This window comes from Mesorhizobium sp. B2-7-2 (genome assembly GCF_006440775.1).
Classification (GTDB): domain Bacteria; phylum Pseudomonadota; class Alphaproteobacteria; order Rhizobiales; family Rhizobiaceae; genus Mesorhizobium.
The window spans coordinates 1-12,552 of the sequence record NZ_VFTZ01000008.1; the positions used below are offsets into that span (position 1 = coordinate 1).

The following is a 12,552-nucleotide window of genomic DNA, read 5'->3' on the forward strand; positions in this document are numbered from 1 at the left end:
ACCGGCACGGCCACGAGTTCCTATCAGGACGATGCCGGTCACAGCGTGCCGGTTACCGCCCATGACGATTCCAGCTATTTCGGCGCCGATCCGCACATCACGCTCGACAAGAAGACGAACGGCGTCGACCACGGCCTCGACATCTTCCAAGGTCAGGCGGTCACCTGGACGTACGATGTGACCAATGACGGCAATGTCGCGCTCACCAACGTGGTTGTGAAGGATGACAATGGTACTCCGCTCAATCCTAGCGACGACTTCAATGCGACGGCGATCACCAGCAGCGGGTTCAACACCGGCGACGGCAATTTGAACGGCGTCTTCGACATCGGCGAAACCTGGCACTACCAAGCCACGGGCACGGCGCAGGTGGGTAGCTATGTCAACAACGCGACGGCCACGACCGACGCATATACAGACACCGCCGAACATTCGCGCACGCCGAGCGCCACGGATAGCAGCGACTATGAGGGCTTCTCCAACAAGGCGCTGACGCAAGGGTTCTGGGGCAGCCACACGGATGTTTGGGACAACGTCGGCGGCAACGAAGGTAATCCATCCAAGAGCGCATACGCTTCGGGCGTGTTGTCCAGCCTCGATGTGAATCCGAGTAAGGACGACCTGACCACAGCGAAGATCGACGAGAGCAAATATCTTCTGCTTGGCGACACCAACTCCGACGGCATAGCCAACGACACGCACGATCTGTGGATCTCAATCTCGCTGGCGAAGTCGATCGAATCCGCCTCGGCTGGCGGTGACGCGCGGCTAATCATGCTGCAGCAGGCGATTGCAACCCAGCTCAACATCAACAACGGCGTCGCTCAGCCCGATAATCTGATCGACGAAGCGGTGATGTGGCTTAAGAGCCAAGGCGCCTGGTCTACGGCTGGCGCTAACCTTGACGCCAACAATGACGGCTTCATCGACACCAACGGCGCCGGCACAGCGTTACTGGGCAACGCGCTCAAGACTAACACCAATGCTTGGACCAAATATGTCGACGTGACTGATCCTGCCGGCATCACCGACTGGAACGGGGGCAAGGAAGCCGACGGCGAAGGCTTGAAGAACGCCCTGATGTGGTTCAACCAGGGCCAGTTGGTGACCTCCGGCCCCGGCCCCGGCGGTCATGTTGCCTGGTTCAACGGCACCAGCATCGTCGACGACCACCCGAATACGCTCGACCAGTTCTGGGTGACGCTGCACGAGGTTGTGGGGCTGACGGGCATCAGCTGAGCGGTGTGATCTAATCGGGCCTAGTGAAAACCGCCATGGCAACAACTGGCATGCTCGGCACAGGGCAGGCGAGGACGACGCTGGCAGGCCTCGTCCTTCTCATCTTTGGCGTGGCGATTGTTGCGCGCGGATCGCTCTCAGGGGGCACGGTGTTGGGCGCAACAGCGGTCGCCGCCTTCGGCGGTCTGGTTCTGTTTCGCGCGCGCTCTGACGACGTCAGTGGGCGCGCGACAGTCGCAAACATCGGCGCCAGCGCTCGCCCGGCAGCAAAACCCGCCAGGCGCCCTCAGCGCTCGGAACTTGCCGAAGCGCTTCGCGCCTGCCGCTCCGCCTTCCTCGCAGTAGGACTGTTCAGCGGCGTGCTCAACGTTCTGATGCTCGCCGGCTCGCTCTATATGCTTGAGGTCTATGATCGCGTGCTGCCGAGCCGCAGCCTGCCGACGCTGGTTGGCCTCTCCATCCTGCTCCTCATTCTCTATAGCGGACAGGGAGTGCTCGAATTCGTGCGCGGACGCGTGCTCGTCCGCATCGGCGGGGCGCTTGACGAAGCGCTCGGCGGCCGAGTCTATCAATCAATCCTGCGTCTGCCCCTCAGGACGGGCCGCGACAGCGACAGCTTGCAGCCGATGCGCGACCTCGACAGCGTCCGCGTCTTCCTGTCGGGCAGCGGGCCAACGGCGCTTTTCGACCTGCCATGGCTGCCGCTCTATCTGTTTATCATCTTCATGTTCCACTGGCTGCTCGGCGTGACGGCGCTGGTCGGCGCGATCGTGCTGGTCGCGCTCACGATCATGGCCGAACGGCTGACGCGAAAGCCGGTTTCGTCCGGAACGTCGAGCGGCATCCGCCGCAACGGCCTGGTCAGCGCCGCCAATCGCAACGCCGAAGTCGTTGCCGCCATGGGGATGGCCGGCGGTCTTACCGCGCGGTGGGAAGACGCCAACCTCGATTACATCGCCGAGCAGCGCAAGGTGAGCGATGTGGCAGGCGGCTTCGGCGCGATATCGAAGGTCCTGCGCATGCTGCTGCAGTCGTCCATGCTCGGTCTCGGCGCCTGGCTGGTCATCGAGGGGCAGGCAACGGCGGGTATCATCATCACCGCCTCGATCCTCAGCGGTCGCGCATTGGCTCCGGTCGATCTTGCGATCGCCAACTGGAAGGGCTTTGTCACCGCGCGCCAGGGCTGGCAGCGGCTGAACAGGGTGCTGGCGGCGCTGCCGGCTGAAACCGAGCCGATGTTGCTGCCGCCGCCGAGCGCGAATGTCGGCATGCAAAACGTCTCGGTCGGCGCCCCGGGCACGCAGAGACTGCTGGTCCACGACGCAAGCTTCGCTCTGGAGGCCGGCCACGGCGTCGGTATCATCGGGCCCAGCGGGTCGGGAAAGTCCACGCTGGTGCGCGCGCTTGTCGGCGCCTGGCAACCGCTCGCCGGCCGCATCAAGCTGGACGGCGCCGACCTCGATCAATGGTCTCAGGCGGAGCGCGGCCGCCATATCGGATACCTACCGCAAGATGTCGAGCTCTTCGCCGGCACCGTGGCCGAGAACATCGCGCGCTTCGAGCCGGACGCGGACGCCGGCGCCATCATCGCCGCGGCGAAGGCGGCGGGCGCGCACGAGCTGATCGTCGGTTTCCGCGAAGGCTACGAGACCGAGATCGGCGAGCATGGCGAGGCGGTCTCGGCCGGCCAGCGCCAGCGCATCGCGCTGGCGCGCGCGCTCTATCGCGATCCTTTCCTCGTTGTGCTCGACGAGCCGAATTCCAATCTCGACATGGATGGCGAGCAGGCCCTGATCAAGGCCATGTTGGGCGTCCGCGAACGGGGCGGGGTTGTCGTGATCGTCGCGCACCGGCCGAACGTGCTGGCGGCCGTCGATTTCGTGCTGGCCATGAACCAGGGACGCGTCCATGCCTTCGGCCCGAAGGACGAGGTGTTCGCCAAGATGTTCCCGACGCTGCGGCCGGTGCCGGCCGGCGCCCCGCAACTGAGAGTGGCTTCCGACGGTCCCCATCTGGCCGTTGCCGACGGAACCGAGGCAGGGCGCTGACATGGCTACATCAGGCGCCTCGCATTTATCCATCCGCTTCTACACGCGGCTCGGCGTCGGCGTGGTGATCCTGCTTGCGGGCGGCGTCGGTGGCTGGGCATCGGTCACCGAAATCGCCGGCGCGGTCATCGCCCCCGGCATCCTCGTCGTCGATTCCCACGTCAAGGACGTGCAGCATTCCACCGGCGGCATCGTTGCGGAGATCGACGCCCGGGACGGCGACCACGTGAAAGCTGGAGATCTTCTGGTCCGTCTCGACCGCACTGTGCCGGCAGCCAACCTTGGCGTGGTGAGCAAGGCGCTCGACCAGCTCGCCGCGCGCAAGGCGCGCCTCGATTCGGAGCGCCGCGGCAGCGATGCCATCATCTTTCCGAACGAGCTTTTGGACCGCATTGCCGATCCTGATGTCGCCGAGGCAGTGGCCGGAGAAAAGCAGCATTTCGAGACACGGCGCACGTCGCGCGCGGGCCAGAAGAGCCAGCTTGCGGAACGCATCGCCCAACTCGAGAAGGAGATCGCCGGCGACACGGCGCAGGCTGAGGCCAAGAGCAAGGAGATAGAGCTGGTGCAGAAGGAGCTTGCCTCGGTGCGTACGCTCTGGGCCAAGAAGCTCATCTCCATCGACCGGCTGACCCAGACCGAGCGAGAGGCCACGCGCCTCGACGGCGAACGCGGCCAGCTAGTTGCGGCCCAGGCTCAGGCGCAGGGGCGGATCGCCGAGATCAAGCTGCAGATCATCCAGATCGATCTCGACCTCAGCACCGAAGTGAACAAGGACCTGCGCGATGTCGACGGCCGGATGGGCGAGCTTCTGGAACGCAAGGTCGCCGCCGAGGACCAGTTGAAGCGGGTCGACATCCGCGCGCCGCAGGACGGCGTCGTGCAGCAGTCGATCGCCTATACGATCGGCGGCGTGGTGAAGCCGGGCGAGACGATCATGCAGGTCGTGCCCGACAATGACAGCCTTGCGGTGGAAGCCAAGATCGCGCCGAGCGACATCGACCAGCTGTGGGTCGGCCAGCCCGCTTCGCTGCGCTTCTCGGCCTTCAACCAGCGCACCACGCCGCAGATCGACGGCGTGGTCGAACGGACCTCGCCCGACATCACCATCGACCAACGCACCGGCGTCAGCTATTACACGGTGCGCATCACCACGACCGCCGCGGAGGTCGCGCGGCTCGGCGAGGTCAAGCTGGTTCCCGGCATGCCGGTGGAATCCTTCATCAGGACCGAGGATCGCTCGGTGATGTCTTATCTGGTCAAGCCGCTGCAGGACCAGATCAGCCGGGCATTTAGACAGTAGGCCACCAGTACGTTTCACCGTTTCACGGAAACGGCGAAACGCCCTATCTCTTTGTTTTGACGCAATTCCGGACGGAAAACCGCCCCTCTAGTCTAAGCTTTCGCGACCGCCCTATATTCCATCGCCACCACGCCATTGCTGAACGGCACGGCCGAGACAAGCTCGAGCGCTATCGGTTTGTCCGAAGGAAAAAGCCGTTCGCCCTGGCCTGCGGCTGCCGGATAAACGAGTAGTCTGAGGGTATCGACGAGGCCAACGCCGAGCAGTTGCCGGGCGAGATTCACGCTGCCATGCACATAGATGTTGCCGCCGCTTCGTTGCTTCAGCCGGGTGACCGCATCGGTAAGGGGGCCTTCGAGCAATTCGGCCGGATGCCAATCGACCGCTTTCAAGGTCGTCGAGGCGACATATTTCGGCAGTGCGTTGAAGCGGTCGGCAAAGTCGCCTTTTTCGGCAGGCCAGTGGCCGGCAAAGATTTCGTAGGTCACGCGTCCGAGAAGCATGGCGCCGCTGTCGGCAAGCTCATCCTCCTTGAATGCCTGCATCTCATCGTTCCAGGCTATTTCTGGCAGTTTCTCGTGCTCGGCGATTCCGTCGATGGTGATGAATTCGGTGACGATGAGCTTTCTCATGGCATCCTCCATTGGTTAGGTCTCGCACCATAGGACGGCCACGCCGGCGCATTCCCGACAAAACAAAAAAGCCCGCCGGAATGACCGGCGGGCTTTCGCTTTGGCTGGAGGCCTTGGCTTAGTTGAACTTGTACTTGGCGTCGATCCGCACGGTGTGGAAGGACGGCGTCGCCATCGCGAGACCGCTCGGGATCGGTAATGCATCCGAGAAGTCTTCCTTCTCGAATTGCGAGTAACGGTATTCGATGCCGACGGTCATCTTGTCCGACAGGGCAGTTTCCAGGCCCGCGCCGACCGAGAAGCCGCTGGAGCCCCAATCGACGTCGAGCGGTGCCGGAGCATCGAGCTTGAAGTGCTGCCAGCTGTAGCCTGCGAGCGCATAAGCCAGGGTCGCCTCGTTGACCTTCATGCCGATGCGGCCGAGCACGTCGAAACCATAATCGGTATTGAGGCTGATCGAGTCGACACCGCCCAGGATGCCACCCAGATCAAGCTTCGACTTGATGCCGGAGAGACGCGCGTCGACCAGGCCGCCGATCACCCAGCTGCCCATTTCCTGGTCGTAGCCGATGCTGGCTTCGCCGAACACGCCTTCGCCGCCGAGGCCATTGAACTTGGCGCCGGCGAGCGGCGGAATCTCGATCTGGTGCACGACCGCGCCGGCACCGAGCCCACCGCCGACATAGAAGCCGGTCCAGTTGTAGGAAGGCGTCTCGAAGCTGGCGCCGCCGCCGTCATTGGCGTTGAAGCGATAGCTGGCGGCGACCTCGAACGTATGGCGCGAGGTGTCGAGGTTGAGCGTGCCGTCCGGCGCCGGCAATCCGGCATCCGAGAGCAGGCTGTCGTTGGTGCTGAAGCGGGTGTAGCGGTACTCGCCCTTTAGCGTCCAGTTGCTGCTGATAGCCGTTTCGACACCGGCGCCGACAAAGTAGCCGCCCTGATCCCAATCGAAACCGAAGCCGGCATTGGTGTCGAGCTTGTACTTCTGCCAGGCATAGCCGCCCAGGACATAGCCCAGCGTGGTCGGCGTCAACAGGTAGCCGGCGCGAACGCCAACATCGAAGCCGTAAGTTTCCTTGATATCGGCATTGAGGCCGCCGGCATCGAGCGAAGTCTTGATCGTGCCGACATGCGCGTCGATCAGGCCGCCGAGCAGGAAGCGCTGCGATACCATGTAATCATAGCCGGCAGTCACCTGGCCGTAGACGCCTTCACCACCGATGCCGTTCAGCGAAAGGCCCGGCACAAAATCGCTGCTGAGCTTGTGAACATTGGCGCCGGCGCCGACGCCGAAGCCGACATAGACGCCGCTCCAGTTGAAGCCCGGAGCAGCCTGCTGCTGGACCACGTCGGCGGCCTGCGCGGCCGACATCAAAGCGACGGCCGAAACGGCGCCCAACAAAACGGATTTCGCGGAAATACGAAGAAGCATGATTCAGAACCCCAAGTTAAAACCCGTCGAGGTTCTAGCAGGGGTTGTGAGAATTTGTGGTGGCAGAAATACCACACCCATGGGCAAACTGCCGTTACGACAGGTACAAGCAGGCGATGCTCCCGAAAATGGCCAGCCGGATGGCGGCGATCATTTCAACACGGGCGATGCCGGCGGCGTCTTAGATCTCGGATGGTTTTGCAGGAGTCTATTTTGTCCATCATGCCGCAAAGCATGTTATTCGATCGACGGAAACTTAACGAGGGGAAAAAATTATGAGACAAGGTCTGCGGATTGACGCCAACTATACGGAGGATGTCGTCGGCTTCGCTTTGGAATCTTTCCTAACTCTGTTGAGCTTTCCTCGGCATCGCTTTTCGATTGAGCCATTTTCTAGGGGCAAGGAGCGTTGGCTCGGCGCGGATGCACGGCTCCATGGCAAGATTCGCGGATTTCGACCCTTCTACATGCAGTTCAAGCGGCCGGCGGCCTATCCGGATTTCAGCACCTCGAAGATTGTTTCCGACCGCCGTAAAGCGGGACTGGCCACGACTCCGCGCGCCCTTTACTTTCCTCTGCGCCAGAAGCAGCAGACGCACCGCGACTTTCAGCACAACGTCCTGCTTCGCTTGCGCGAACGATTGCTCAATCGCGGGTTGGGCAATGCGGCTTATGTTTGCCCGCTGTTTTTGGATCGCTCGGCGTACCGACTCAATCTGCATTGGTCCGGTCTCGCGCTGTGGGGACGGATCTGGCGCCACTATCCCTGGGATTTGGAGCAGGTGTTGCTCGAGGACGGCGGACGTCGGATCAGGTTCGACCGAATGCCCGTCTTCGCGGAGCATATTTCTGTGCCACCGCACGCTGCGGTCTCCACCGCGTCGCATAAGTACAGCTTCACCGAGAGCGGAACCGACCTCTGCTTCCATTCGCCTGAGGCGCTGCCTGACGGATCAATGGATCTAGCAACATTCCTCAACAAAGTTTCGGCCGGATTCCTCGATGGCGGAGAGAAACTGTCTCCCGATGGCTCGGATCAAGTGCTGAGCGAACTGATAGCCGGCGTCGATGGCGATCCGACCACTGGGCCGACGTTCCGCCCCGAGGGCGAAGATCCCATCGGGCGTTGGTTCTCCTGGGGCGACCATCTGCGCAGCGAATATGAGATCGAGCAATTCGCGCTGGTTCGGTGGGAGGACGAGGCGGACCTATTTTAGTGCGGATGGAGCGCCAAGCTCCGCCTCTTCGCAAGCCCCTTGCCAACCTCCGCACCTTCCCCTAATCTCCACCTGAGAAAACCTTTTCCCAATCCGCTCCGCGCTCGCTGACCTCACTTGTCATCACCGCAGGGCGGTAAGAGAAAACCTTTTCCCAGCTAGGGGAATTCGCCGCGCCAATGTCCGCCGACGCCGAGCCAGCGCCAGTTTCCGCCAAGCCGCCGGTCACGCTGCGCGAGGTCGCCGCCGCGGCCGGCGTCAGCGTGGCGACGGCGTCGAAGGCGCTGAACGGGCAGGGGCGGATGACTGCGGAAACGCGCGAGCGCATCCGCGAGACGGCGCGGATGCTCGGCTTCCGGCCGAACAGCCTGGCGCAGAGTCTCTTGCGAAAACGCTCCTTCACCGTCGGGCTGCTCACCAACGATACCTATGGCCGCTTCTCGCTGCCGCTGATGGCCGGCGTTTCGGATGCGCTGGTCGACAAGGGCGTGTCGGTGTTCCTGTGCAATGTCGAGGACGACCAGCGGCTCGGCCAGCTGCATGTCGAGGCCATGCTCGACAAGCGGGTCGACGGCATTGTCGCCACGGGAAAACGCATCGACCGCCATCTGCCGGTCGATCTCTCCAACCTGCGCATCCCGGTCGTCTACGCCTTCACCCAGCCGGATCCCGGCGCGGTCGGCCTCGTCTCCGACGATGCCGGCGGCGCGCGGCTGGCGGTGGAGCAGTTCTTGCGGCTCGGGCGCCGCCGCATCGCCCATGTCAGCGGCCCGGCGAGCTTCGCCGTGGTGCATACGCGGGCCGAGGCTTATCGCGACGTCCTGAGGGAGAACGGCTTGCCCACAGCCGAGCCGCTGCTCGGCGCCTGGTCGGAAGCCTGGGGGCGCGATGCGGTGGCAAGACTGTTCGGCAAGGCGGGTAGCTGGCCCGACGCCGTATTCTGCGGCAACGACCAGATTGCCCGCGGCGTCATCGACGCGCTGCGCGAGCGCGGCATTAGCGTGCCCGACGATGTCGGCGTCATCGGCTTCGACAATTGGGAGATCGTGGCCGAGGCGACGCGCCCGCCGCTCACTTCCATCGACATGAACCTGGCAAGCCTCGGCCGCGAGGCCGGGCTTGCCCTGCTTTCGCTCGTCGACGGCCAGCCGGCCGCGCCGGGCATCAGGAAACTGCCGTGCCGGCTGGTGGTGCGTCAGTCATGCGGCAGTCCGCCGCAATGAAGCAACAAGGCTTACGCGCTCGGTTCCGCCGAGCGGCGTGGCCAAAACCGGGAGGAGAACCATGAGGAGGAGTAAAATGAAGACCATGTTTGCCAAGCTGGCTTTAGCCGCGGCCGTCATCGGCGGCGGCCTGCAGGCGGCGTCCGCCGAGACCGCCAACATCTGGGTGCGCGCCGACGGCTCGAACTTCATGCCGCGCATCGTCGACGCCTTCAACAAGGCCAACAAGGACCAGATCAAGCTCGACATCATTCCCAACGCCGAGATCATCCCGAAATATGGCGCGGCCGCGGCCGGCGGCACCGCGCCCGACGCGCTTTCGCTCGACCTGATCTACACGCCGTCCTTCGCCGCCGCCGGCCAGTTGGAGGACATTACAGATTGGGCGAAATCCTTGCCCTATTTCGCCAGCCTGTCGCCGGCGCATGTGAAGACCGGCACCTATAAGGACCGCATCTACGGCCTGCCGTTCTCAGCCGACGCCTCGGTGCTGATCTGGAACAAGAAGCTGTTCAAGCAGGCGGGGCTCGACCCCGAGAAGGGACCGACCAACTGGGCCGAGATCGAGGCCGACGCCGAAAAGGTCAACGCGCTCGGCGGCGACATCAAGGGCTTCTATTTCTCCGGCAATTGCGGCGGCTGCAACATCTTCACCTTCACGCCGCTGATCTGGGCCTCGGGCGGCGACATCCTGTCCGAAGACGGCTCGAAGGCAACGCTCGACAGCCCGCAGCTGCGCGGCGCGATCGACCTCTATCGCTCGATGGTCAAGAAGGGGCTGGTGCCCGAGGGCGCGCAGACCGACACCGGCGCCAATTTCTTCGCCGCCTTCGCCGGCGGCAAGATCGGCATCTCGCCGTCCGGCGCCTTCGCCATCGGCGCGCTCAACACGCAATACCCGGACGTCGACTACGGCATCACCTTCCTGCCGGGCAAGGACGGCGGCTGGTCGTCCTTTGCCGGCGGCGATAATTTCGTCGTCACCAAGGGCACCAAGAAGATCGCCGTGGTGAAGGAGTTCCTGGACTTCGCCTATTCGCTCGAGGGCCAGACGATCCTTGCCAAATATGGCAGCCTGCCGGTGCGCAACGACATCGCCAAGGACGCGTTGAAGGATCTCGACCCGCGCTACCAGGTGGCGGCCGAGGCGATGGCCAAGGGCAAGACGCCCTATTCGGTGGTATTCAACGACCTGATCAACTCGGCCAACGGGCCGTGGACGCAGATGATTAACGAGGTGTTCTTCGGCGACGACGTCGACGGCGCGATCAAGAACGCGCAGGACACCATGCAGTCGATCATCGACCAGGCGCCGAACAAGTAGACACCAGGGCCAACCGGCGGCGAGGATAGCGCAACGCCTCGCCGCCAAGGCTCTGACCGGCCGCCCGCCCCGTCTCCCTGGCCGGGCGGCCGGGGACTGTATCGCTGAATGGCAGGAACTGACGCGTTGAGAAAGCTCATTCACCAGCATCGCCAATTTGAGGCGCCGCGAGGTTCGCTCCCCCTTCTCCCCTTGTGGGAGAAGGTGGATCGGCGCGCAGCGCCGAGACGGATGAGGGGTGTTCCAGGGATAGCCAACGTCTCACTCCGCTGGAACACCCCTCATCCGGCCACTTCGCGGCCACCTTCCCCCACAGGGGGGGAAGGGGAGGCGCTGCCATGACCGCCATCACCGCAACCTCCGCTCCCGCCCGCTCACGCATCGGCGTCAGCCGCCGGCAATGGGTGGGCCTGCTCTATGTCCTGCCGGCCGTCGCCCTGGTCACCGTCTTCTTCGTCATCCCGCTCGGCATGACCGCCTGGATGTCGCTCCACAACTGGCCGCTGATGGGCGAGCATGCCTTCATCGGCCTCGACAACTACTTTGCCATCCTGCGCGACACGCGCTTCTGGAATGCGCTGAGATTTACGTTCTACTACACCGTGATCGTCACCATCGCGATTTTCGCCGTCGCGTTTCCGTTGGCGATCTTCATCGAAAAACCGCGTCCGCTGACCAATCTCTACCGCACCGCTTTCTTCATGCCGGCGGTGGTGGGCTTCGCCTCGGCGAGCCTGCTCTGGTCCTGGCTGCTCAACGTCGATTCCGGCCTGTTCAGCCCGGCCGCCTTCGATCTCGGCCTGACCGCGAAGAAGATCAATCTGCTCGCCACCTTCCAGCCGGCCTTCTGGTCGATCATCGCCATGGTGGTCTGGAAAGTCGCCGGCTTCACCATGATCATCCTGATGACCGGGCTGCAGTCGATCCCGCAGGACCTGCAGGAGGCCGCCGTCATCGACGGGGCAGGGCCGTTCGCAAGGTTCCGGGCCATCACCTTGCCGCTGATGCGCCGCACGCTGGCGCTGGCGCTGATCCTGTCGGTGGCGGGCTCGATCCTCGCCTTCGACCAGTTTTACATCATCCTGCGCGGCGGTCCGCGCAACCAGACGCTGACGGCGGTCTACTGGATCTTCAACCAGTCCTTCGTCTCGTTCAAGCTCGGCTACGGCGCCGCGCTCTCCATGGTGCTGCTGGTGATCCTGGTGGCGCTCAGCCTCATCCAGCTCTGGCTGCTGCGCAAGCCCGAGGGGCTCGACTGATGGCCGAGGCGATGTCGCAAAACCGCAAAGTCGGCTTCAGCCTGGCCAGGCACTCCACCGGCATCATCGCATCGGTGCTGTTCCTGGCGCCGATCGTCTGGACCGTGCTGTCGACCTTCAAGCCGGCGCAGGAGGCGCGCCAGCCGCCACTGCCGCCCTGGCCGACCACCGGCTTCTCGATCGAGAATTATCAGACGCTGAACTCCTTCGGCGACGGGCTCTGGGTCTCGGCGCAGAACAGCATCTATGTCTCGGTTATGACGGTGCTGCTCTCGGTGCTGGTCAGCGTGCTTGCCGGCTACGGCTTCTCGCGCTTCCGCTTTCCGTTCAGGGATTTCTTCTTCGTCCTCATCCTGTCGACGATCATGATCCCGTTCCAGTCGATCCTGACGCCGATCTTCCTGGTGCTGACGAAGCTCGGCCTGCACAACACGCTGACCGGGCTGGTCTGCGTCTACGTCACGCTGCAGCTGCCGTTCTCGATCTTCATGATGCGCAACGCCTTCGATGCCGTGCCGCGCGAGATCGAGGAGGCCGCGCGCATGGACGGCGCAAACAATGTCACCATGCTCGTCAAGGTGATGCTGCCGCTGGTCTGGCCGGGCGTCGTCACCATCGCGCTGTTCGCCTTCCTCGGCGCCTGGAACGAGTTCCTGGCAGCGCTCGTGCTGATGACCGACCAGTCCAAATTCACCCTGCCGGTGATGATGACCGCGCTTCAGTCCGGCCGCTTCGGCGCCATCGACTGGGGCGCCGTGCAGGCCGGCGTCACGGTGATGATGGTGCCTTGCCTGATCCTGTTCCTGGCGCTGCAGCGCTTCTACATCCGCGGCCTGATGGCCGGGGCCGTCAAGTAATTCGAATGGAGTGAAATC

General features: G+C 63.5%; 10 protein-coding genes. 8 read left to right on the forward strand and 2 right to left on the reverse strand.

Features of this window, described 5'->3' with window-relative positions:
* The 3 genes from FJ425_RS12750 to FJ425_RS12760 form a co-directional block, all read left to right on the forward strand.
* Window positions 1-1,239, forward strand: a 1,239-nt coding sequence (locus FJ425_RS12750; RefSeq protein WP_210239101.1) for a hypothetical protein, incomplete at its 5' end; no start/stop codon positions are given.
* Window positions 1,240-1,274: 35 nt separating this feature from the next.
* Window positions 1,275-3,287, forward strand: a complete 2,013-nt coding sequence (locus FJ425_RS12755; protein WP_246673494.1) for a type I secretion system permease/ATPase — start codon at window positions 1,275-1,277, stop codon at window positions 3,285-3,287.
* A gap of 1 nt (window position 3,288) precedes the next feature.
* Window positions 3,289-4,590: an HlyD family type I secretion periplasmic adaptor subunit gene (locus tag FJ425_RS12760; protein WP_140723871.1), complete on the forward strand. Its 1,302-nt coding sequence runs from the start codon at window positions 3,289-3,291 to the stop codon at window positions 4,588-4,590.
* 92 nt (window positions 4,591-4,682) lie between these two features.
* Here the strand turns inward: FJ425_RS12760 and FJ425_RS12765 are convergent, their stop codons facing one another.
* A complete protein-coding gene (locus tag FJ425_RS12765; RefSeq protein WP_140723874.1) occupies window positions 4,683-5,222 on the reverse strand; it encodes a dihydrofolate reductase family protein in 540 nt (179 codons plus the stop codon).
* Between the two features lie 118 nt (window positions 5,223-5,340).
* A complete protein-coding gene (locus tag FJ425_RS12770) occupies window positions 5,341-6,654 on the reverse strand; it encodes an outer membrane beta-barrel protein (protein ID WP_140723878.1) in 1,314 nt (437 codons plus the stop codon).
* Window positions 6,655-6,929: 275 nt separating this feature from the next.
* Here FJ425_RS12770 and FJ425_RS12775 point away from each other — a divergent pair, with 275 nt between their 5' ends.
* The 5 genes from FJ425_RS12775 to FJ425_RS12795 all read left to right on the forward strand — a co-directional run bounded on the left by FJ425_RS12775 (window position 6,930) and on the right by FJ425_RS12795 (window position 12,534).
* Window positions 6,930-7,871: a hypothetical protein gene (locus tag FJ425_RS12775; RefSeq protein ID WP_140723881.1), complete on the forward strand. Its 942-nt coding sequence runs from the start codon at window positions 6,930-6,932 to the stop codon at window positions 7,869-7,871.
* 179 nt (window positions 7,872-8,050) lie between these two features.
* Window positions 8,051-9,094: a LacI family DNA-binding transcriptional regulator gene (locus tag FJ425_RS12780; RefSeq protein ID WP_140723884.1), complete on the forward strand. Its 1,044-nt coding sequence runs from the start codon at window positions 8,051-8,053 to the stop codon at window positions 9,092-9,094.
* Between the two features lie 76 nt (window positions 9,095-9,170).
* Window positions 9,171-10,418 (forward strand): sugar ABC transporter substrate-binding protein, encoded by a 1,248-nt coding sequence (locus tag FJ425_RS12785; RefSeq protein ID WP_140723887.1) that lies wholly within the window; start codon window positions 9,171-9,173, stop codon window positions 10,416-10,418.
* A 338-nt stretch (window positions 10,419-10,756) separates the two neighbouring features.
* Window positions 10,757-11,677 (forward strand): sugar ABC transporter permease, encoded by a 921-nt coding sequence (locus FJ425_RS12790; protein WP_140723890.1) that lies wholly within the window; start codon window positions 10,757-10,759, stop codon window positions 11,675-11,677.
* A complete protein-coding gene (locus FJ425_RS12795) occupies window positions 11,677-12,534 on the forward strand; it encodes a carbohydrate ABC transporter permease (protein ID WP_140634152.1) in 858 nt (285 codons plus the stop codon). Before FJ425_RS12790 ends, FJ425_RS12795 begins: the two co-directional genes overlap by 1 nt.
* Window positions 12,535-12,552 lie beyond the last annotated feature (18 nt).

Excerpts from the sequence above, each read along its gene's own strand:
- FJ425_RS12755 (WP_246673494.1), top strand. The coding sequence starts at position 1,275 with ATGGCAACAACTGGCATGCTCGGCACAGGGCAGGCGAGGACGACGCTG.
- FJ425_RS12760 (WP_140723871.1), top strand. The coding sequence starts at position 3,289 with ATGGCTACATCAGGCGCCTCGCATTTATCCATCCGCTTCTACACGCGG.
- FJ425_RS12765 (WP_140723874.1), bottom strand. The coding sequence starts at position 5,222 with ATGAGAAAGCTCATCGTCACCGAATTCATCACCATCGACGGAATCGCC.
- FJ425_RS12770 (WP_140723878.1), bottom strand. The coding sequence starts at position 6,654 with ATGCTTCTTCGTATTTCCGCGAAATCCGTTTTGTTGGGCGCCGTTTCG.
- FJ425_RS12775 (WP_140723881.1), top strand. The coding sequence starts at position 6,930 with ATGAGACAAGGTCTGCGGATTGACGCCAACTATACGGAGGATGTCGTC.
- FJ425_RS12780 (WP_140723884.1), top strand. The coding sequence starts at position 8,051 with ATGTCCGCCGACGCCGAGCCAGCGCCAGTTTCCGCCAAGCCGCCGGTC.
- FJ425_RS12785 (WP_140723887.1), top strand. The coding sequence starts at position 9,171 with ATGAAGACCATGTTTGCCAAGCTGGCTTTAGCCGCGGCCGTCATCGGC.
- FJ425_RS12790 (WP_140723890.1), top strand. The coding sequence starts at position 10,757 with ATGACCGCCATCACCGCAACCTCCGCTCCCGCCCGCTCACGCATCGGC.
- FJ425_RS12795 (WP_140634152.1), top strand. The coding sequence starts at position 11,677 with ATGGCCGAGGCGATGTCGCAAAACCGCAAAGTCGGCTTCAGCCTGGCC.